Annotated in this window: 20 protein-coding genes; 10 read left to right on the forward strand and 10 right to left on the reverse strand. The window is 56.4% G+C overall.

Features of this window, described 5'->3' with window-relative positions; genetic code table 11:
• The first annotated feature begins 240 nt into the window (after positions 1-240).
• From DPF_RS13070 to DPF_RS13105, 7 genes are all read left to right on the forward strand, one after another.
• Positions 241-1491 (forward strand): KamA family radical SAM protein, encoded by a 1251-nt coding sequence (locus DPF_RS13070; protein WP_069860102.1) that lies wholly within the window; start codon positions 241-243, stop codon positions 1489-1491.
• Positions 1469-2452, forward strand: a complete 984-nt coding sequence (locus tag DPF_RS13075; RefSeq protein WP_069860103.1) for a D-alanine--D-alanine ligase family protein — start codon at positions 1469-1471, stop codon at positions 2450-2452. Before DPF_RS13070 ends, DPF_RS13075 begins: the two co-directional genes overlap by 23 nt.
• Before the next feature lie 72 nt (positions 2453-2524).
• The gene (locus DPF_RS13080; RefSeq protein WP_069860104.1) at positions 2525-2815 is read left to right on the forward strand and encodes a hypothetical protein; all 291 of its coding nucleotides are present in this window, start codon (positions 2525-2527) and stop codon (positions 2813-2815) included.
• A 456-nt stretch (positions 2816-3271) separates the two neighbouring features.
• On the forward strand, positions 3272-4414 hold the full coding sequence (gene potA / locus DPF_RS13090; RefSeq protein ID WP_069860106.1) for a spermidine/putrescine ABC transporter ATP-binding protein PotA: 1143 nt from the start codon (positions 3272-3274) through the stop codon (positions 4412-4414).
• Complete coding sequence (potB, locus tag DPF_RS13095) at positions 4404-5258, forward strand: spermidine/putrescine ABC transporter permease PotB (protein ID WP_069860107.1); 855 nt, start codon at positions 4404-4406, stop codon at positions 5256-5258. Before potA ends, potB begins: the two co-directional genes overlap by 11 nt.
• A complete protein-coding gene (gene potC, locus DPF_RS13100) occupies positions 5255-6025 on the forward strand; it encodes a spermidine/putrescine ABC transporter permease PotC (RefSeq protein WP_069860108.1) in 771 nt (256 codons plus the stop codon). Before potB ends, potC begins: the two co-directional genes overlap by 4 nt.
• Entirely contained in the window at positions 6022-7047 is a 1026-nt protein-coding gene (locus tag DPF_RS13105) for an extracellular solute-binding protein (RefSeq protein ID WP_069860109.1), read from the forward strand. The genes potC and DPF_RS13105 overlap by 4 nt, the downstream gene beginning before the upstream one ends.
• A 95-nt stretch (positions 7048-7142) precedes the next feature.
• Here DPF_RS13105 and DPF_RS13110 read toward each other — a convergent pair whose 3' ends face one another.
• On the reverse strand, positions 7143-7409 hold the full coding sequence (locus tag DPF_RS13110) for a hypothetical protein (RefSeq protein WP_069860110.1): 267 nt from the start codon (positions 7407-7409) through the stop codon (positions 7143-7145).
• 259 nt (positions 7410-7668) lie between these two features.
• Positions 7669-8145: an EF-hand domain-containing protein gene (locus tag DPF_RS13115; RefSeq protein WP_069860111.1), complete on the reverse strand. Its 477-nt coding sequence runs from the start codon at positions 8143-8145 to the stop codon at positions 7669-7671.
• A 239-nt stretch (positions 8146-8384) separates the two neighbouring features.
• Here DPF_RS13115 and DPF_RS13120 point away from each other — a divergent pair, with 239 nt between their 5' ends.
• Entirely contained in the window at positions 8385-9101 is a 717-nt protein-coding gene (locus DPF_RS13120; protein WP_069860112.1) for a response regulator transcription factor, read from the forward strand.
• On the forward strand, positions 9098-10627 hold the full coding sequence (locus DPF_RS13125; RefSeq protein WP_069860113.1) for a sensor histidine kinase: 1530 nt from the start codon (positions 9098-9100) through the stop codon (positions 10625-10627). Before DPF_RS13120 ends, DPF_RS13125 begins: the two co-directional genes overlap by 4 nt.
• A 157-nt stretch (positions 10628-10784) precedes the next feature.
• On the opposite strand, the gene DPF_RS13130 is transcribed toward DPF_RS13125, so the two are convergent.
• The 8 genes from DPF_RS13130 to DPF_RS13165 form a co-directional block, all read right to left on the reverse strand.
• The gene (locus DPF_RS13130) at positions 10785-11486 is read right to left on the reverse strand and encodes a DUF6515 family protein (RefSeq protein WP_069860114.1); all 702 of its coding nucleotides are present in this window, start codon (positions 11484-11486) and stop codon (positions 10785-10787) included.
• Positions 11487-11505: 19 nt separating this feature from the next.
• Complete coding sequence (locus DPF_RS13135) at positions 11506-13257, reverse strand: FAD-dependent oxidoreductase (protein ID WP_069860115.1); 1752 nt, start codon at positions 13255-13257, stop codon at positions 11506-11508.
• A 90-nt stretch (positions 13258-13347) separates the two neighbouring features.
• Positions 13348-13563 (reverse strand): 4Fe-4S dicluster domain-containing protein, encoded by a 216-nt coding sequence (locus tag DPF_RS13140; protein ID WP_069860116.1) that lies wholly within the window; start codon positions 13561-13563, stop codon positions 13348-13350.
• Between the two features lie 242 nt (positions 13564-13805).
• Complete coding sequence (locus tag DPF_RS13145) at positions 13806-14222, reverse strand: YidH family protein (protein WP_176724273.1); 417 nt, start codon at positions 14220-14222, stop codon at positions 13806-13808.
• 194 nt (positions 14223-14416) lie between these two features.
• Positions 14417-15571 carry a cysteine desulfurase NifS gene (nifS, locus tag DPF_RS13150; RefSeq protein ID WP_069860118.1) on the reverse strand — a complete coding sequence of 385 codons (1155 nt, stop codon included), beginning with the start codon at positions 15569-15571 and terminating at the stop codon, positions 14417-14419.
• Entirely contained in the window at positions 15568-16413 is an 846-nt protein-coding gene (nifU, locus tag DPF_RS13155) for a Fe-S cluster assembly protein NifU (RefSeq protein WP_069860119.1), read from the reverse strand. The genes nifS and nifU overlap by 4 nt, the downstream gene beginning before the upstream one ends.
• 139 nt (positions 16414-16552) lie before the next feature.
• Positions 16553-18364, reverse strand: a complete 1812-nt coding sequence (locus tag DPF_RS13160) for an SLC13 family permease (protein WP_069860120.1) — start codon at positions 18362-18364, stop codon at positions 16553-16555.
• 13 nt (positions 18365-18377) lie between these two features.
• Complete coding sequence (locus DPF_RS13165) at positions 18378-18944, reverse strand: hypothetical protein (RefSeq protein WP_069860121.1); 567 nt, start codon at positions 18942-18944, stop codon at positions 18378-18380.
• Between the two features lie 701 nt (positions 18945-19645).
• Between DPF_RS13165 and DPF_RS13170 the strand changes: the two genes are divergently transcribed.
• The gene (locus tag DPF_RS13170) at positions 19646-19939 is read left to right on the forward strand and encodes a putative zinc-binding protein (protein WP_269433419.1); all 294 of its coding nucleotides are present in this window, start codon (positions 19646-19648) and stop codon (positions 19937-19939) included.
• Positions 19940-20414: the final 475 nt, after the last annotated feature.

A 20414-nucleotide genomic window follows, 5' to 3' on the forward strand; every position in this document is an offset into this window, starting at 1 on the left:
ACACGGGAACCGGTGGTTCCCTTCATGATAACTGCGCTTTTTATTTATCCTTATAAAACAGTGTGTTGCATTTGTGGCACACGGTGTGCTCTGGCGTCACGTCCATGATCGCCTTGGGCATACAGATCTTCAAGGATCAATGGCCCGGGAAGCGGTGATCATGGAGGCTGCGATCAGGAAGCATCTGAACATGCATTGCGATCCTGTTCGAGGATTGACAACGATAACAAGGAAACAACCATGCACGTTTTGGACGAGTTGGAAGACGAACCCCCGGATTGTGCCTCCTCCAACCTGCAAAGGGGGATGCCACGGGAGGTAACCGAAGATCGGTTTATGAAAACCTGGTTTCCGGGAACCGGAGACCGGCAATGGAACGATTGGCACTGGCAGATTCGCAACCGGATCACTGATGCCGCCCGATTGCATGCCATTCTCGGACTTTGCAAGGAAGAGATGGCTGCGAGCAGAGAGGTGGCAAACATGCCCCTTGCCGTGACCCCCTATTATTTGCGGGTCATTGTGGAGAATGCCCATTCTCCCCTGCGCAAATGCGTTGTTCCCTCGTCATGGGAACATCTCATTTCTCCCCACGAGCTCACAGATCCCCTAGGGGAGGATACCCATTCGCCAGTCCCCGGCATTGTGCACAGATATCCGGACCGTGTCCTGCTATTGGCAACGGATTTTTGTTCCACCTATTGCCGGTACTGTACCCGTTCCCGTCTGGTCGGCCGCAGGCGGGCGTCATGCTTCGGGAACAGTTGGAAGCAAGGTGTGGAGTACATCCGCAGTCGACCTGAAATCCGTGATGTTCTGATCTCCGGCGGCGATCCGCTGACCATGTGTGACGAACACATCGAGCGGCTCCTTTTGGAACTCCGTTCCATTCCCCATGTGGAGATCGTACGTCTGGGAACCAAGGTCCCGGCTGTCCTGCCCCAGCGCATCACGCCGTCACTTGTCCGGATACTGCGCAAGGCCCATCCCCTTTATCTGAGCCTCCATTTCACCCATCCCCACGAGCTGACTCCGGCATGCAAGAGGGCCTGCGAACTGCTGGCCGACGGGGGCATTCCCCTTGGGAGCCAGACGGTTCTTCTTGCCGGGGTGAATGACGATGTAACTACCATGAAGAGGCTCATGCAGGGGCTGCTCAGGTTCCGGGTCCGCCCGTATTATCTCTACCAGTGCGATCCCATTCCCGGATCTTCGCATTTCAGGACTCCCGTGGCCACGGGTCTGGAGATCATCAGGGGACTTCGGGGGCATACCAGCGGGTATGCCGTGCCCCAGTACGTTATAGACGCTCCTGGCGGCGGGGGAAAGATTCCGCTTTTGCCCAAGAGCGAACAGGGACTCGACGCCTTGGGCAATCTGGTGCTCAAGAATTACGAGGGAAAGCTGTTTACCTATCCGGAAGCTTGCGGACCCATGACCAGAAGTATCTTTTGTCCGGAGGATGCCCATGAAAGTCGGCCTGACCTTTGATCTGAAAGACGCCTATCTTGCCCGGGGATTTACCCCTGAGGATGCGGCCGAGTTTGATTCGGAAACAACCGTGACCGCCATTCAGGACATTCTGCGCACCCATGGCCATAAGGTGGAGCTGATAGGCTCGGTGGATCGTCTGGTTGCCTGTCTGGCTGCAGGAGAGCGGTGGGACATGGTCTTCAATATTGCCGAGGGCGTGCGGGGAAGAGGTCGTGAGGCCCAGATTCCGGCGCTGCTGGATGCCTGGAACATCCCGTACACCTTTTCCGGTCCGGATGTTCTTGCTCTGACCCTGAACAAGGCCTGGACCCATGCTGTTGTTCGTTCAGTCGGCATCCCCACACCGGATTTCGTGGTGGTTCATAAGGGTAGTGAGGTCCATGATCTTGATCTCGATTTTCCCCTGTTTGTCAAACCCGTGGCCGAAGGCACCAGCAAGGGCATTGGGCCGCGTTCCCTGGTGGAAAACGGTCCCGATCTCAAGGCCGCATGCGAGGATATCCTGGAACGATTTGCCCAGCCGGCCCTTGTGGAAACCTATCTTCCCGGTCGTGAATTCACCGTGGGCATCCTGGGACATCATGCCTCGGCCCAATGTGTCGGTGTCATGGAAATCATGTCCCGAAAAGATGGGGACCGATCGGCCTATACCTATGGCAACAAGATGAACTGGCAGCAGCGTGTGTCCTATGCCCTGGCCGGTGATGCCACGGCCCTGGCCGTACGGGATCTGGCCCTCAAGGCCTGGAAGGGACTCGGGTGTCTGGATGCGGGTCGGGTGGACGTTCGTCTGGATGCCAGGGGGGCTCCCTGTTTCATGGAGGTCAATCCCTTGCCCGGATTGGACCCTGACTGTTCGGATCTGCCCATCCTCCAGGGATTGTCTGGCGGGCGTTACGAGGATCTGATCCGGTCGATCATGGATTCTGCCGTGCTCCGGGCCGACAAACAGAGGTGATTCTGTCCCATTGACCGGGCAGACACGCCCGCGAGCTCATTTTGACCATATATGCAGCAAAAAGGTGAACCAATGAAGAAAAGCGAAACAGCACTTTGTGTTTCTGGGCAGGTGGTGCCCTATGAATGGAACGGTGATCTGGTGACCAGGGTCATGCTCATTGATGACAACCATCGCGAATACCGGATTGATCCCTGTGGCCGGGGCCGTCAGCTCCTGGAATATGCGGACTATTGGGTCGAGGTGGAAGGAACGGTCCGGCGCAGGAACGGTGAGAATTTCATGACCGTGACCTGGTTCCGTCTCGAGGACGAGTTCGACGAATACGCCGACGTATGGGATGGTGAACTTGATGAGTTCTGATCAGGAGCAAGGGACGCCTTGTGGGGATGATCCCTTGCAGGCGAATGCAGGGAGGGGGTTCACGTCCACCTGGTACAAGGGCTGAAACCCTTGCGAGCATCCTGCAAACGGGCATGGCGATGGGACAGACATCTGTTTGCCATGCCCTTGTTTTTACGCATAACATGATGGTATTCTTGTATTTTTTGTGTTGTTATTTTTCTGTTGATTTTTCCGGGATATTCTTCCATAAGCCCCGGAACTTCATGGTCCCCAGGAATGATTTGTGTGCGGGATCCATGTTGCGGCCTGTTGCAACCGGAACGCTGCCCTGGGTATTTTTCCTCAAACCCTGCAGCACATCTCTTTCCGGTATCCGTTTCCCCTGGATACATTCCCATTCTGCCATAGTGCGCCAACCCATGCAGCCTGTCCTCATTGATTGCGGACACGGGGCTCAAGAGGATTATTCAGCCCATGACGCACCAGTACCCAACGCCGTGTTCCGGTCTGATCGAACTTCGGGCCGTCAACAAACTTTTTGGTAAGGATGTTGCCTTGAGCGACATCGATCTGACCATTGGACAAGGAGAATTCCTGACCATTCTTGGTCCGTCCGGATGCGGCAAGACAACGCTTTTGCGCCTTCTGGCGGGTTTTGAGGCACCCACCTCCGGAGAGATCCTTCTGGATGGTTCCAGCCTTGTGGATGTTCCCCCGGAGAATCGTCCCATCAACACGGTGTTCCAGAGTTATGCCCTGTTTCCGCACATGAGCGTGTTCGACAATGTGGCCTTTGGCCTGCGCATGAAAGGCATATCCCCCAAGGACATTCCTTCCCGGGTGAACGAGGCCCTGGGATTGGTGAAGCTCCGGGGATTTGCCGGACGCAGACCCCATGAACTTTCGGGGGGACAGCAGCAGCGGGTGGCCATTGCCCGGGCCATTGTCAATGATCCCCTTCTTCTGCTTTTGGATGAACCCCTGTCTGCCCTTGATTCCCGACTTCGCAAAAATTTGCAGCTGGAACTCAAGCATCTGCAGCGCAAGCTGGGCATCACGTTTGTGTTGGTCACCCATGATCAGGAAGAGGCGTTTTCCATGTCTGACCGCATTGTCGTCATGAATGCGGGAAAGATTATTCAGCAGGGAACCCCCCGGGAAATCTACGAAGATCCCGCCAGCATGTTCACAGCCCGGTTTGTGGGGGAAATCAACGTCTTTTCCGGAACGGTCATCAAAAGCGACAGGCACGGCCTGGGGATTGATGTGGGCGGAACCGTCTGCACCACCGGCAACCAGGGAGCGTTGGCTTGCGGGCAGAAGGTCCATGTGCTGCTGCGGCCCGAAGACATGCGTGTGGAGACCGTGCATGACCTGGCCGCCGACCCCGAGCTGCGCAAGGATTTCATGATCGGGGGCTTTTTTCGGGGAAGGGTGGACGAAACCGTGTACAAGGGTGCCACCTATGATGTGTACATAACACTGACTTCGGGAACATCCATCGTGGCCACGGAGTTCTTTAACGAGGACGATGAGGATGTTTATTTCCAGCCTGGCGATGAGGTGGCCGTCAGCTGGGTCCGAGGATGGGAAGTGGTCCTGCCCCATGAAAACTGATTGCTCTTTCAGATCCTTTTCCATCGGGCTGGTGGTTGCCTGGCTGGTGATTTTTGCCGTCATCCCCCAGATTTTGGTCCTGGGAGCCAGCTTTTTGAGCACCTCGGAGCAGGGTTTTCTCTCCCTTCCCCTGACTCTGGAAAACTACAGGCAGCTCTTTGATTCGGTCATCCTCGGCATTGTGGGCCGTTCCCTGGGTTTGGCCGGTATGGTCACCCTTGTCTGTCTGATCCTTGGCTACCCCTTTGCCTGGATTTTGGCACGGGCTCCCCGCAACTACCGAAGTCTCTTGCTGCTCCTGCTTGTCATTCCCTTTTGGACCAATTCCCTGATCCGGACCTATGCCCTGATTGCCATCCTGAATACCAGGGGACTGCTGAACACCTTTCTGCTGGCAACCGGGATCATTCAGACCCCGTTGCGCATCCTGTACACCCAGGGCGCAGTCCTCATCGGGCTGACCTATACCCTGCTCCCCTTTATGGTGCTTCCCCTGTATTCGGCCATTGAAAAACTGGACCCGGGCCTCAGGGAAGCGGCCAGGGATCTGGGTGCCTCCAGATGGGCAACCTTTGTACGCGTGGATCTTCCCCTGACCCAGGGAGGAATCATCGCCGGATGCATGCTTGTGTTTCTTCCGGCCCTGGGCATGTTCTACATTCCGGACATCCTGGGCGGAGCACGATCCCTGCTCCTGGGCAATTTTATCCGGGATCAGTTCATGATTGCGAGAAACTGGCCTTTTGGATCGGCGGCCAGCGTTTTCCTGACCGTGATCATGACGCTGCTTCTTTGCCTGTACGCATGGCGCAAGACAACAACCAGGCAGGAGGACCGGGCATGAAAACCTTCATCAAGGCTGCCTATGCCGCGGTCATATATCTGTTTTTGTATTTTCCCCTGGTGGTCCTGGGGGCCTATTCCTTTAACGCGTCCAGGTATTCCCTGGGCTGGAAGGGGTTCACCACGGCGTGGTACGCCAAGCTCATGAACAATGCGCAGCTCATGGATGCGGCCGTGCATTCCCTGACCATTGCCTGTTGTTCGGCAACCCTGGCAACATTTTTGGGAACACTGGCCGCCCTGGCCCTGCACCGTTACCGGTTTCCCGGGCGCAAGATCCTGTCCGGATGTGTCTATGTGCTGATCATGTCCCCGGACATCATCATGGGCATCTCCCTGCTGGTTCTCTATCTTGTCCTGGCAATTCCCCTGGGGTTCTGGACCCTGCTCTTGTCCCACATTACCCTGTGTTTGCCCTTTGTCACGGTGACCGTCCTGTCCCGGCTGCAGGAGTTCGACCCCCATGTCATTGAGGCGGCCCGGGATCTGGGGGCCAGGGAATTTGCCCTTTTCAGGCATGTCATCCTGCCCATGGTCATGCCTTCGGTTATGGCGGGGTGGCTTCTTTGCTTCACCCTTTCTCTGGATGACGTCATGATCAGTTTCTTCACCACCGGGCCGGGTTACGAGATTCTTCCCCTGAAGATCTATTCCATGGTTCGTCTTGGTGTGAAACCCGAAGTCAACGCCCTGTGTGTCATCATGATGGGCATCACCCTTTTGGCCGTTCCCACGGCACAATGGCTTGTCAAGGATAAAAAGCGATGAAAAAACTGTTCATTCTTCTGGCGCTGCTGATCATGGCGGCGCCTGCATCGGCAGCGCCCAACGAATTGTTTCTGTTTATCTGGTCGGAATATCTTCCGGATCAGGTGGTTGAGCAGTTCACCCGGGAAACAGGGATCAAAGTCAATATTTCCACCTACGACAGCAACGAGGCCATGTACGCCAAGGTCAAGATGGTGGGGGGCAAGGGGTATGATCTCATCGTGCCTTCCTCGGACTACGTGGCCCGTATGATGCGCGAGGACATGCTTGTGCCTCTGGATCATTCCCTGCTTCCCAATCTGTGTAATCTGGACCAGGATCTTGTGACCAAAATGGTTGATCCGGAGAGCACATACAGTGTCCCCTACATGTGGGGCTCCACGGCCATTGCCGTGAACACCAATGATATTGATCCGGCAACCGTGACCTCCATCAACGACCTCTGGCGACCCGAGTTCGCCGACAAGCTGGTTCTGCCCAACGACATGCGTGGTGTGCTGGGCCTCGGTCTCAAGAGTCTCGGGTATTCCCTGAACGACACCGACCCACAGCATCTGCACCAGGCCTTTGAGAAACTGAAGACCCTTATTCCTCATGTACGGGTTTTTGATTCGGATTCTCCCAAGCAGGCCCTGCTCAACGGCGAGGTCCAGCTTGGTGCGGTCTGGAACGGCGAGGCCTATATCGCCAACAGCGAAGATCCGGCCATTGTTTACGTCTATCCCAGGGAAGGGTACAGTTTGTGGGTGGACAGCTTTGCCATTCCCCGGGGAGCGGCCAACATCCCCCAGGCCCATGCGTTCATCAATTTTCTTTTGCGTCCGGATATGGCGAAAATCATTTGTGAGGAACTGGGGTATTCATCCCCCAATGTCGAGGCGGTCAAATCCCTGTCCCGGGAAGTTCGGAACAATCCCATTGTTTATCCCTCCAGAGAAGACCTTTCCCGGGGAGAATTTGAAACGGATTTGGGAGAAGCCACCCGGTTGTACAACGAATTGTGGATGCGGTTGAAAAAATAGATGCAGGATGCCTGGCTGCTTGTTGTCCAGTCAGGCATCCTGCACTCAATGGGCTTGTTGCTGCGCCGGGTGGCTTACAGGCTCATGCGTCAGGTTTACTTTTGGGGCGGATTGTCCGGACGGAGAACCAGACGATCTCCCTGGCGGTCCTTTACGCAGATGCCCTGGATGGTGTCGCCCCGAGGGCTTGTAAAGGATGCCTTTTCACCTTTGTTCTTGTCCTTGCAGGCCGTATATGCCTCCGGGGGCGGTCCGTCGTGTTTGCCCTGGGGACGGCCGTTGGAGGAACCGAATCCAAGGGCATTGACTGCGCATAAAGCCAGAATGAGGCACGTCAGGATACCTGTTTTCAGGTTGTTCATACTTTCCTTCCTTCATGGTTCTGGGTTGATAGGCTGTTTGTTGCCTTGCGGGGGCGTCATCCCCCGGAAGACCATCCCCACACGTTATGAATGCAGGCTATCAGTGAACAGTCAAGGGATTGTGTGCTTGTGGTCCTGGCGGGTAAAGATCATGTAAAGTTTCCTGGCATGCTCCTTCTTTGGGAGCGACGTGAACTCCGGCCGGATTTCCGGCGGGGCGATCCCTGGACCGCCCCGCATCCCGGATGAGGCAGCGTGTCTACACGTTGACATCAATGCCAAAGACGGATTGGCTGCTGGTTGCTCCCGTCAGGATATCCATAAGCTGGCTGATCTGGTCATCTTCCGCATTGGTGGTATAGGCTGACAGGGCTGTTGCAGTCGATACCTGGGCGGATTGCATGTTCATGATCGTGTCGGTTTCATTGTCGACCCTGCCTGAGGGGGCAAGGCCGAACGAGTCCATCATTCCCTTCAGTTCCTGCCCACTGAGAGCTCCGTCTTCGTCGGAGTCGAAACTCGCCAGGGCGTCCTCCGTGTCAATGCTGGTTCCCGTGGTCTCCTCCAGGGCCTGGGTCAGGGTTTCGAGTTCGCTTTCCGAGACAAGTCCGTCACCGTCTGAATCCGAGACCTGAAAGACGTCCTGGTCGGGTGGTGGCGGAGGTTGCTGGCGTCCCATGGCGCTGGTTCCGTACATGGTGGTCATGCTGCTCGTACTACCGATGCTGCTGATCATGGTTTCCTCCGTGCATGGTTGAGGTTGAAACATGGATGTCATGCATCTGCCTTGGATCAAGGGAGGCCTGTGTGAAGATCCTCCCCCGTCAAGGATGATAGATGGACAATGTAAAGATTGTGTTGTGCCCGGGCGGGTGATTGTAAATATTTTGTAAAAGCCGGCATTTCAGAAAGATCTGACGAGAAAATATGGTAGGGGCTCAGTGCAAGGTAATATCTGTCAATGGGGAGGAGTGAATGGCCGACATGCAGATTCTGATCATTGATGACGATGAAAAACTGTGCGCCCTTGTGGCCGAGTATCTGGCACCCATGGGCTATGTCGTTGATATGGCTCATGATGGGCTGCAGGGATTGCAGAAGGTCCGCGCCAACGAGTACAGAGCCGTCATTCTGGATGTGATGATGCCTCACATTGACGGACTGGAGGTCTTAAAGCGTTTGCGCAAGGAGTCCGATATTCCGGTGCTCATGCTCACTGCGCGGGGAGATGAAACCGACAGAATCGTGGGCCTTGAGATGGGGGCTGATGATTATCTGCCCAAGACATTTTCGCCTCGCGAGCTTCTGGCCCGACTGCGGGCCGTGACCAGGCGCTACGACATGGCTCAATATCAGGCAGCTTCACCGTCGGACGAACGGATTTTACAATTCGGTCCCCTTCACATTGAGCGGGATTCCCGTACGGTGCGTTTGAAAGATGAAGTGGTGAATCTGACTCCCCTGGAGTATGATCTGCTGACGACTTTGGCCGAGTCGGCAGGCAGGGTTCTGACGCGGGAACAATTGCTGGATGCGGTTTCCGGAAGGAATTACGAGGTGTTTGATCGGTCCGTGGACGTTCATATTTCCTCGTTGCGGCGCAAACTGGGGGAAGATCCCAGAAATCCGGGTTTCATCCAGACGGTGCGCAAGGTCGGTTATCTGTTCAAAAAAGCGGAAGAATCCCGATGATACGACCAGCATCGTCGCTTTTCACCAGGATACTGTGCTGGTTTTTCCTGAATCTGATCCTGGTGGGGGCGGCATTGGGCACGTTCATTTTCTTTCAACCCCAGCTTGATCTGCATGCGTTTTTCGGGATGCAGAGGTGGAACCGCTTGCGGGTTGCCGCTGCCTTGATGGTGCATGATCTGTATAATGCCCCTCGCAAGGAGTGGTCGGCCATCCTCGCCCGACATGCCCGGGTCAATCAGGTGGATTTTGTCCTGGTTTTTGGGGACGGGACCAGGTTTTCCTCCCGGCCCGTGGAACTTCCCGATACTGTTCGTGTTCGGGTGGAGCATGCCTTCAAGGGCCCCTTTTCGGACAGGCGTCCGGCACCGCCGCCACCGGCCAGGAATCCGGTATTGCCGGGGTCCGGCCCGGATCAGGACATACTGTCTCCCTCGGGTGAACAACCTCCGGGTCTTGGGGAAGGGCTTGAGGGGCTGGACCTGATCCCCGGACGGCCAGTCCTGAGGATGCACACCTCGGATCCTGATTTGTACTGGACCGGGATCATGCTGCCTCCCCCGCCCAAACCACGTGATTTTCCAACGCCCTTTGTGCTCATGGTGGTGTCGGATTCTGCTTCGGGCAATGGATTCTTTTTTGATGCCCGTCCCTGGGTGCTGGTGGCCGCGGTGGTGCTGCTCATTTCCGTGCTCTTCTGGATTCCCATGGTCCGCAACATTACCCGACCCCTTTCCCGCATGACCAGGGCAACCGAAGAGATCGCCAGTGGCCGTTTCGACGTGGTCCTTGATGAACCCCGGCGTGATGAAATCGGACGTCTGGCTCGGGCCATCAACCACATGACCACGCGGCTGGCGGCTTTTGTCACGGGCCAGAAACGGTTTCTGGGCGACATTTCCCATGAATTGGGATCTCCCCTTGCCCGCATTCAGTTTGGTTTGGGAGTGCTTGACCAACGGCTGGATGGAGCCAACAGACAGCGGTTGCAAAACGTGATGGATGATGTTGCCCATCTTTCCCAGCTGGTGGGCGAACTCCTTGCCTTTTCCCGGGCGGACCTGAGTGCTCAATCCGTGGCCTTGGAACCGGTGGATCTGCTCTGGGTGGTGCGTGAAGCGGTTCGGCGGGAAAAGGCCCCTGATTCGGAGGTGATCATTGATGTTGATCCCGACCTGCGGGTTCTGGCCTCTCCGGATCTGTTGACCCGGGCCCTGGCCAATCTCGTGCGCAACGGGGTCAAGTATGCTGGCAAGGCAGGACCCATTCATATTGTCGCTCACAAGGACAAGGGATGGGTGAACCTGGAGGTCAAGGACTCCGGACCTGGCGTGCCCGAGGAGTATCTGGATCAGCTTTTTGAACCTTTTTTTCGCCCCGAGCCTTCCCGCAACCGTTCTTTGGGAGGGGTGGGACTGGGGCTGTCCATTGTGAAAACCTGTGTCGAGTCCTGCAAGGGACGTGTTTTTGCCCGCAACCAAAAGCCCCACGGATTTGTGGTGACCATTATCCTTGGCAGGTGCTAGGGGGATTGTCCGGCAGAAGAATGTTCGGACGGATCTGTGGGGTGCATGGCTCACAGAGCATGAAAGGGACAGGGAGTGAAAACTCCCTGTCCCTTTCTGTATGCAAACCGTTGGCATTGCCGGTCTTGCAGATGCCGGCATGAAACCGATATCTGCCTTATCCCACGGGTTGGGCTGCAACCCGCGTGGTGTATTTGATCATCACCCATCCCGGGGTGCCGTCTTTCAGCAGTACATAGTACCAATGGTCGTTGGCTGCCTGAACCCTGAGGAGGTCTCCCCGTCTTACCTGGCTTACAATGTCGTGCTTTTTGCCGGGACCGGATCGGACATTGAGGGCTGTCGCAGTCACCCTGACTAGATCGCCTTCCCGGGCAATGACGGGATCATCCCTGACCGTGGTTGTTGCCTGGACAACGGTTTCAAGCGTCCCTTCAGGTTTGGCTACCACCATGTATCCTCCGTCCACTTTCTGGTAGTAGACCCCGGCATAGGTATAATAGATGGTGTCACCATGGGTGAAGTATGTGGCATTGGCTGGCAGGGTGGTGACCCTTGCGCCCACAGGGGCCGGAACCACGACATATCCGTTCACATCGGGCCGATAAAAGATGCCGTCCAGGAAGAAGTAGGTCAGGGCTCCCACCTGCAGGGTCAGGTACGCCCTGGGAAGGACATGGATGCGAAATCCCGGCCGGGGATAGACGGGAGCAGGGCCATGGTGTTTGAATCCGTGTTTGTGCGGTCCGGGAAAGGGTTGTGCCTGGACCAGGGACGGAAGGGCCAGGCTTGCCAGCAGCACGAAGACGAGGGCACGGACAGACCGGGATATATCCTGTTTCGGTTTGGTTGCAGACATGGTTCAATCTCCTTTGCCTTTACGCAGGCCACGTTCCAAAGGGTTGTTTTTCAAGTTGCATGCTTCCATCCTTTCCCCGGTAGATATTGATCCAGGCATTCCAGTTTTTGGTATCCATTTGGGGATAATCCAGGCGGAAATGGGAACATCTGCTTTCCTTGCGCATGAGGGAGGCCCGCAGTTTCATTTCCGCATTGAGGATCATGTTGGCGGTTTCATGGGCTAGCCTGAGTTCATGCAGATCCGCCGCCTTGAGCATGGGCTGGTGGTGGTCCCTGAGTTCTTCAACATAGGTCAGGGCCGCCTTGAGCAGAGACTCCTTTTTGATGTACAGGACAAAATTGGGGATCATGACGGACTGGAGTGTCTGGGTGATCCAGGCCGGACTGTAGCCCCGATCTCGTCTGAGGGGCGCAAGCATTTCCGCTTGGATCTTTGTGCGCTGGGCAGATGAGAGGGACGGCATGGTTCCTGTTTGAGCGTATCGGGCTGCAGCCTCGCCTGCGATGGCTCCCTGCACGGCAGATCCGGCCAGAGAAGACCCAATTTGTGTGTAAATGCCCCCTGCCATGTGCGATCCCAGGGCATCGCCTGCGGCATAGAGCCCGGGGATATTGGATGCGCCTTGGGAATTGAAGGGAACCAGACCTTCGGATTTGTGGATGGACAAGCCGGCTGACGCACCTCCCGAAGGTATGCCACCCATGCCCGGAGGCGGTCCCTGGTGATCTCTGCCGCCGGGATTTTTCTCCCTGGCGTGATCCCCGGGACGTTCTCCATCTGGTGGTCCCTGATGCAACCCGGCAGGGCGTATGGGGCCGCCGGAAATCTGCATGGTGTGGTCGGGTGGTGGGCCGTCAGGCTGTTCCCCACCGGGTCCCTGTCTGTATACCTGGTAGTTCATATCCATACCCAGGTCATGGCGGATACCGACGCCCACCTTGTTGGGTGGTTCCTGGAGCATGGGACCCCATTGCCCAAAGACATCAGCCGGATGTTTCAGATTGGCCCCGTGACCGTCGTTCCATTCCTTGCCGGTTATTTTGGCGCCGATGCGGTAGGCCATCATGGACCCGTCATGGGTCAGATCGCAGATGGGGAACCCATTGGGCTTGAACCCCCCGGCTCCGGTACACAAAACGACTGTTTTGGCCCTGAAAAAATGGATCTTGGGTTCGTCCAGGCTGAACCCGGCCGCACCGGCGATGACGCCTTTTTCCCGGACAAGATGGGTGAGCATGATCCTTTCCATGACGGGAATTTTTCGTTCTTGTATGGGTATCGCGAATGATTTGGCATACAGGGGGGATTTGAAGAATCCCCAGGATTCAAGTTCTTTGACCCGGGCCAGGGAGTGCTCGGCCATCTGGCGGGTGAACACCGGGTTGTTGGTGCCCATGGCCGAATGGGAGACCTGGGAGGTAAAGGTGTCCAGGTCCATGGTGGCGGTTGCCGGATCATAGGCAAAGATGCCCCTGGCAAAGGGGGTCTGACCGGAAGAACCGAGTCTTCCCTTGGAAACCATGATCACGTCGGCCCCGGCATCATGGGCCTTGACCGCGGCAAACAGGCCCGCAATACCGCTCCCCACCACCAGGACATGGGTCTGATGATCCGTGGTGGTCATTTTCCGGAAGTCGATTTCCGGGATATTGGCGGTGCATTCCGTGGAAAATCCCAGGGCAGCCAGGGCGGCCAGTCCTGCTGCGCCCCCGGCCAGGGTCATGAAATTTCTGCGAGACATTCCGCATGATGGTCGGGTGGTGTCCATGTATGATCTCCTGATTCATTTTCTGATTGGGTCAGGTAGCAAAGGCCAGGACTGATCGACACAGAAATGTGTCTTTTTCGAGGTGGCATGCTACCCCCATGCAACAATGACCGGAATGGATTTGTCCGGATTGATGGTAATGGCGTCCACGGGACAGTACATCTGGCACAAATGGCAGAGTTGGCAGTCGGCCGAATACTTGATGAACGCCTTTCCGGTCTGCGAGTTCTGACGGATAACGTCCGTGGGACAGGTGCTCACGCAGGTCCCGCAGCCGATACATCCCTTGATACTTTGTATGGTCATGATGTTTGAAAAGGGTTGGGAGTTGTTGCCTGATTGCTGCTACCCGATGCGTTGCGCGTACAATCTTTCCTACCGCGTGGGTGTAAAGATTTTTTGTGCGTTAGGTGGGCGTGTGTAATGGTTTGGTAAAGTGATGGATGGAATGGGGACCCCAACAAGACGATGCCATGGCAGGGGATGGAGGATGCGGCCGAAAGACTAGCAGAAATGAAACAGAGGTTTTTATGCGGCAAGGCCCGGGATCAGGGCGTGGCGGGGGGAATGGCCAGGGCTTTCATGGAATACACGAAGCATGCGATCATGATGGCCGCCAGAGCAAGGACAAGCACGAACTCGGTACGATAGGCATTGGTTGACTGTCTGAAGGCCAGTCGTCTGGTCGTTTGGACCATGCGGATGCCCTCCAGGAGAATGATCAGCCCTCCGGAACAGAAGGCAAAAAGGCTGAGCATGCCTGTTTCGTGAATGGCCTGGCTCAGCTGAATGCCTGCCTCTCTTTGTACGTACCAGATGGTTTTTTCCAGGATGAATCCGAACCCCATGAGGGCCATGGCTGTCCGGCACCAGGCAAGAAAGGTCCGTTTGGCCGCCATGAGGGTGCGCATGGCGGCGAGTTCGTTGCGGGTGAGACGTTGGTACGGGCGTTTGGGATCGGGCATGAGACAGAACACATTCCGTATGGGGGTTATCCCGGAGTCAAAGGAATGCATGACCGGGAATGATCAGGCCTTGTCCTGTTGCATTCCCGGTACGTCTCGTCAAGACCCGGGTGTGTTTTTCCAAGGGCGGTCTCGCAAGGGACCGCCCTTGCTGGAACAGGAAGCATCAGCCTGCACCCGGTGTTGGCTGATGATCAACAAAAAGGTGATAGTTCCCGGAGCCGGGCGATGATGGGGGGAAGCTCGCGGATGACCGTGTCCACTTCCTGGTCCGTGGTGTACCGACTCAGGCTGAAACGGATGGAGCCATGGGCATAGGTGAAGGGGATCCCCATGGCCCGCAGGACATGCGAGGGTTCAAGACTTCCTGATGTACAGGCTGATCCCGAGCTGGCACAGATGCCCAGTTCGTTCATGAGCAGCAGGATGGCTTCGCCTTCCACGAATTCAAAGGCGATACTCGTTGTATTGGGCAACCGATTGTTTTGGTCGCCGTTAAGCTGGGAGTGATCAATGGACGAGAGCAGGCCCTCTTCCAGTCGGTCCCGCAGTTTTCCGACCCGAATGGTTTCCTCGTCCAGGTGCCGGGCCGCCAGCTGGCAGGCCTTGCCCAACCCCACGATGCCGGGGATGTTCTCGGTGCCGGCACGCCGGCCGTGCTCCTGATGGCCGCCGATAATAAACGGCTTGAACCTGACTCCCTTGCGGACGTACAGGGCGCCCACACCCTTGGGACCGTGAATCTTGTGGCTGGAAAGGGAGAGGAAATCCACGGGAATGTCCTGTACGGAAAAGGGGAGCTTGCCCATGATCTGTACGGCATCTGTATGCAGGAGAACATCCTTTTCCCGGGTGATGGCAGCGATCTTGTCGATGGGAAAGAGCACCCCTGTCTCGTTGTTGGCGGCCATGACCGAAACAATGGCCGTATCCTTGCGCACGGCCTTGCGCACGGCATCCGGATTCAGGTGTCCCTTGCGGTCCACACCAAGCCAGGTCACGGTATAGCCCCGTTCCTCGAGATCCTTGACCAGACTGAGTACGGCCGGATGTTCGACCCGGGTGGTGACGATGTGCCGTTTGTGGGGTTGGCTTGCCAGGGCCGCAAGGATGGCGGTGTTGTCGCTTTCGGTGCCTCCCGAGGTGAATACGATTTCTCCCGGATCGGCCTGCAGCAAATCAGCCACCTGCTTTCTGGCCTGGTCAAGACGTTTTCCGACTGCGCCTCCAAATCCGTGCATGCTTGAGGGGTTGCCGTACCAGGTTTCAAGGACAGGGAGCATTTCCCGGATCACCTGCGGGGCGACCCTGGTTGTGGCGTTGTTGTCCATGTAGATGACCTTGTTCATGAGACCACCTCCTCGACCTGAATATCCGGTTCTACCTGTTCCCTGAGTTTGGCCTCGACAAATCCCTTGAGCGTGGCCTTGCTTGCCGGACAATGACTGCACGTGCCCTGCAGACGCACCAGAACCTTCTTGGCTATGATATCCACCAGTTCGATATTACCGCCGTCCTGCTTGAGGCTGGGACGAATTTCATCCTCCAGTGTCTTCATGACCAGCTGCATCCGCTGCACGTTGCTCAAACCGGCGGGTTGTTTTTCGACCGGGGGGCGCTTTTTCATCTCGGCCCGCACCTTGTCCAGAAGTTCCCCGATGTCTTCCAGACATTCCCCGCATCCGCCTCCGGCTTTGGTGAAACTGGTCACGTCCTCCACCGTGGTCAGGTTGTTCTCCATGATTGCCTGGCGGATCTTTTCTTCGGTCACCCCGAAACAATGGCAGAGGATCTCGCCTTCGAGTTCTTCCTTGGGTCTGCTGATGCCCTTGTAGTTGTCGATGGCCGCATCAAGGGCCTCGCGGCCCATGACCGAACAGTGCATTTTCTGTCGGGGGAGACCGCCGAGAAAGTCGGCGATGTCCTTGTTGGAAATGGCTTTGGCCTCTTCCAGTGTCTTGCCCTTGATAAGCTCGGTCAGCGCCGAGCTGGAAGCAATGGCGCTGGCACATCCAAAGGTCTGAAACGAGGCTTCAACAATGCGTTCGTTCTCATCCACCTTGAGGTAGAGCTTGAGGGCATCACCACAGGCCAGGCTTCCCACCTCGCCCACAGCGTCGGCATCCTCCATGGCCCCGGCGTTTTTGGGATGCAGAAAATGTTCCTTGACCTTGTCCGTGTAGTCCCACATGCAGGCCTCCTTGGTTTGCTGTTGCCGGGGTTGTTCCAACTGGCTGTATTCTGACAGGACAACCCATTTGTTTGGGCGAACAGTAACAGATTTCGTGCATGCGTGGAAGCCGAAAAAATATTTGCCAGGGTGTGGAAGGCTACAATCCGTAGAAAAGGGCCGTGGCTCCGATCATTACGGCCAGATAGATGAGAGTCATGCCTGTGCCGGCACGCACGAAATCCCCAGTTGTGAAATGGCCTGGTCGCATGACCAGTGCGTTGACCTGGTGGGTTGGAAGGATGAACGTGTTGGACGCAGCCAGAGCCACGGTCAGCGCGGCCACGCGCGGGTCCATGCCCACCTGGTTGGCCATGTTCATGGCCAGGGGCACCAGGAGTACGGTCGCCCCGACATTGGAAGCGAACAACGTGAAAAACGAGGTCAGCAGGGCGATGACCAGAGTCAGAACAAGGGGTTCAGGGGTTCCCAGGGTGTTCATGATGGCCGTGGCAATGAATCGGGCTGTTCCGGTATTTTCAAAGGCCATGCCCAGGGGAATGAGTCCGGCCAGCAGGAATATGGTCATCCAATCCACCGAGGCGTAAGCCTCGTCAACGCTGAGCACCTTGGTCAGGATCATGCCCACGGCACCTGTGAGCAGGGCAATGGACAACTGGACATGAAATCCGAGGATCATGGTCAGGGAGAGTCCCAGCCAGAACACGGCTGTTGTTGCCTTGTCCTTGCGCAAGATCTCCCCCTTGATTTTTTCCGTGAACACGAGATCGGGCTTGTCCTTGAGAAGATGGAACATTTTCCACTGGCCGTGCAGGAGCAGCGCGTCCCCTGCCTGCAGGACGATTTCGCTGAGACCGCTGACCACGATGGCATTATTGTGGAAAATGGCCAACGGCGTGATGTGGAACCTTCGCCTGGCCCCGAATTGAGCAAGGGTCTTGCCGCGAAGCTGGGAGCGCGGCGTGACAATGGCCTCCATGATTCCGACGTTGTTGGGCGAGAGGTCTTCAGCAAAGTGGGACAGTTCGGGAAGGAGGATCCAATTGAGATCCTTGATCAGCAAACGGACATGTTCCTCGCTGCCGACAACGGCAAGATGGTCGCCCGCATACACATGTTCGTCCTGGCCCGGAGCCATGATGCGTTGCTTGCCTTTGCCCCGCCTGATGGCAACGACCGAGCAGAAATAGAGGGGGCGGATGCGCAGGGCGGCCAGGGATTGGGGACCCTTGTACTGGTCGGGGATTTTGATTTCAAAGAGGGTACCGACCCCTGCGTAGGTGTTGGCAAGGAGCTTGGACATGGGGCCATGGGCATCTTCGTCCGTGACGGCTCCGGAAGGCAGGATCAGCTTGCCGAAAATAAGGAAATAGGCAAGCCCGGCAGCCACGAGACACAGACCTATGGGCGTTACGCTGAACAGACCAAAATGTTCGTAATGCTCGCCTCCGACAACCATGAGATCGTTGAGGAGGATGAGAGGGCTTGATCCGACCAGGGTCAGACAACCTCCGATGATGGCCAGAAATGCCATGGGCATGAGGATGCGTCCGGGCGGGATGTGTGTCTGGTTGGCAATGCGTTTGGCCGCTGGAAGGAACAGGGCTGCGGCTCCGATATTCTGTACCAGCCCGGAAATGAGGGCCACGGTTCCGGCGATACAGGTGACGATGCGGCCTTCGTTGTTGCCGGCAAAGCGCAGGATGACCCGTGACAGGGTGTTCATGGCCCCTGTTTTGTCCAGTCCGGCTCCGATGATGATCACCGCGATGATGGAAACCACCGCGTTGCTGCTCAGACCGCTGATGGCCTGTTCCGGGGTGACCAGCCCGAGCAGGGGAAGAACGATCATCATGATCAGGCCCACCACATCCACTCGAACCCAATCCACGACAAAAAGAATAATGGTCATGACCAGTACCGCCATGACCATCTCCATTGCAGGTGTCATTGCTTTCTTCCTTTTATTTGCATTGGATATAGACGGGAATGGCGTGATCGGCTCCGCAAAGGGCCGGGACATCGTCCATGACAAAATCCGGCTCCCCCACCACCCTGGAGACGTGCTCGATTGCCGTTCGCTCGGGACCATCGCAAACCATGTGGGAAAAACGGATGCCGGCCTTGTTGGCCTTTTCCATGAACATGACCGCGTTTGACCTGGCCTTGTCCTGAAACGCATTGAAATCCCGTTCGCACTCGTCCAGATTGAGGGCCATGATCTCGGCATTGCGCTTGGACGCCATGTCCAGGGAATAGTTTATCATGTCCCTGGAGAATCGTGCTTTCCTGCTGATGACGAGAATTCTGGTAGCCTGGTTGGCAGGGGAAGGAACCGTGGAGTGTATGGGCTCCTGGTTGTCGGTCTTGAGCAGGGTCAGGTGGCGCTGGACAGGAGCAACCCTGGGCTCGTGAGCGTACCATCCCGTGTTGATGGCCCAGCGTGCAGGATTGCATGTGTTGCAGTTTATGGTTGCGAGATGATCGTAATAGAGTTCGATAGCCCGTTTGAGGCCACTGATGAGTAACACGGCTGTCCTTCCTTGGCTTGATGATTCCCGGGGGTAGCTGCCCGCGTCATGCGTGGCATGCCCCTTGTTCTTCCTGTTCGACGTGTTGCGCCGTCATGGTCCCGGATTCCTTGTTCGTGAAAATTATCAACCACATACCATGTTGGACAATTCCCGCAATGGTTGTGAAAAAATGAGCTTGTCTCCGTAAGGATCCGGCTCATGAGCCTGGCTTGAGGGAACTCCTGGCCGGTCTGGACTGTACGCATGCAAAGCCGTTCGGGACACAGATATTTGGCGTCTGCCAGACTGTTGTCTGCTGTTCTGGCCCCTGGTTGCGTGTTGACAGGCGGGTGCGCGGTCATTAGTTGGCCAAAAGTGCAAATACAGACCGTCAGAGATGGGGGCGTTACCTTGTTGGCAAGGTGCTATCATGCCTCCTTTACGGGTCATTCATCCGGATGCTCATTGCGGAACGTCCTTAGACCATGTCTTATGGCCGTATCCGTGGTGGTCACGTGCATCCTGTTTACCGGTTTCTTTTCTCCATGATCATCAGAGAGCCGGAATCGTCTTGCAAGGAATATTACCATGTTCGGAAAAAAGAAAACACCAACCGGACCGACGCTGGTGGTCGGATGCGCCGGTTGTGAGGAAGACAACGGCCTGGCCGGGAAAATAGCCGCAGCCATTGCCCGGGACGGCTTTCCAGGCACCTGGAACTGTCGGCTGTTGAACACGGTGAGAAGCGTGCTGTGTGGCGCGCCCGTCACAGTTCGGGAATCATGGTCATTGATGGCTGTGACAAGGCGTGTGCCCGCAGGATCATGGAACAACGCCTTGGTCCCATGACCCATGTTTTTGTGCTCACGGATGAGCAATGGCGCATGACTGGTCGTGATGGTGCCAACGAAGAAGATGCCTTGGCGGATCTTAAACGTCGCATCAAGATCACCTACGCACAGAACCGGATGCTCATGACTTCCATGTGTGACTGCGGGTGCGTGCGCGGATGAGGGCGTTCTTGTGACAGGTGCGGGACGGTCCCCAGCAATTGCGCACTCCTGCTGGCAACCCGGTTTGATGGCATGCTGACTGTACACATGTCGCGTTCCTTTCCGTGGTGTTGATGGGCGGGTGGTTTGGGTATGGGAGGATCCCGTCAGCAAAATCCTGGCGGAACACAACGCTGCTTCGGGTTTTGGGGAACATGATGGCATCCCTTGCTGTTCGTTCGAGTCTGCCTTTGATCCCAAAAAGTGCCCTGCGTGGTTTTCGTGAAGATTCGACATTGTGCCATGGCCATGCAAACAGGGAGGCGCGGAGGGCTTGTCTTGGTTGGTCAGAACAGGGGGAAAGCACATGGCGGCGGGCTCTTTTGGGCGTGTTCACGCGCATGCCTGCTTGACATACCTGTTGGTGATGATTTCAAAGAAGCAATTGTGATGACCGGCTTACAAGCCATACCCAGGGAGAGGGGAACATATGGTC

Source organism: Desulfoplanes formicivorans (assembly GCF_001748225.1).
Lineage (GTDB): Bacteria > Desulfobacterota > Desulfovibrionia > Desulfovibrionales > Desulfomicrobiaceae > Desulfoplanes > Desulfoplanes formicivorans.

Bases quoted from the DNA above. Each gene is read 5' to 3' on its own strand.
- DPF_RS13070 (WP_069860102.1), top strand. From the start codon at position 241: ATGCACGTTTTGGACGAGTTGGAAGACGAACCCCCGGATTGTGCCTCC.
- DPF_RS13075 (WP_069860103.1), top strand. From the start codon at position 1,469: ATGAAAGTCGGCCTGACCTTTGATCTGAAAGACGCCTATCTTGCCCGG.
- DPF_RS13080 (WP_069860104.1), top strand. From the start codon at position 2,525: ATGAAGAAAAGCGAAACAGCACTTTGTGTTTCTGGGCAGGTGGTGCCC.
- potA (WP_069860106.1), top strand. From the start codon at position 3,272: ATGACGCACCAGTACCCAACGCCGTGTTCCGGTCTGATCGAACTTCGG.
- potB (WP_069860107.1), top strand. From the start codon at position 4,404: ATGAAAACTGATTGCTCTTTCAGATCCTTTTCCATCGGGCTGGTGGTT.
- potC (WP_069860108.1), top strand. From the start codon at position 5,255: ATGAAAACCTTCATCAAGGCTGCCTATGCCGCGGTCATATATCTGTTT.
- DPF_RS13105 (WP_069860109.1), top strand. From the start codon at position 6,022: ATGAAAAAACTGTTCATTCTTCTGGCGCTGCTGATCATGGCGGCGCCT.
- DPF_RS13110 (WP_069860110.1), bottom strand. From the start codon at position 7,409: ATGAACAACCTGAAAACAGGTATCCTGACGTGCCTCATTCTGGCTTTA.
- DPF_RS13115 (WP_069860111.1), bottom strand. From the start codon at position 8,145: ATGATCAGCAGCATCGGTAGTACGAGCAGCATGACCACCATGTACGGA.
- DPF_RS13120 (WP_069860112.1), top strand. From the start codon at position 8,385: ATGGCCGACATGCAGATTCTGATCATTGATGACGATGAAAAACTGTGC.
- DPF_RS13125 (WP_069860113.1), top strand. From the start codon at position 9,098: ATGATACGACCAGCATCGTCGCTTTTCACCAGGATACTGTGCTGGTTT.
- DPF_RS13130 (WP_069860114.1), bottom strand. From the start codon at position 11,486: ATGTCTGCAACCAAACCGAAACAGGATATATCCCGGTCTGTCCGTGCC.
- DPF_RS13135 (WP_069860115.1), bottom strand. From the start codon at position 13,257: ATGGACACCACCCGACCATCATGCGGAATGTCTCGCAGAAATTTCATG.
- DPF_RS13140 (WP_069860116.1), bottom strand. From the start codon at position 13,563: ATGACCATACAAAGTATCAAGGGATGTATCGGCTGCGGGACCTGCGTG.
- DPF_RS13145 (WP_176724273.1), bottom strand. From the start codon at position 14,222: ATGCCCGATCCCAAACGCCCGTACCAACGTCTCACCCGCAACGAACTC.
- nifS (WP_069860118.1), bottom strand. From the start codon at position 15,571: ATGAACAAGGTCATCTACATGGACAACAACGCCACAACCAGGGTCGCC.
- nifU (WP_069860119.1), bottom strand. From the start codon at position 16,413: ATGTGGGACTACACGGACAAGGTCAAGGAACATTTTCTGCATCCCAAA.
- DPF_RS13160 (WP_069860120.1), bottom strand. From the start codon at position 18,364: ATGACACCTGCAATGGAGATGGTCATGGCGGTACTGGTCATGACCATT.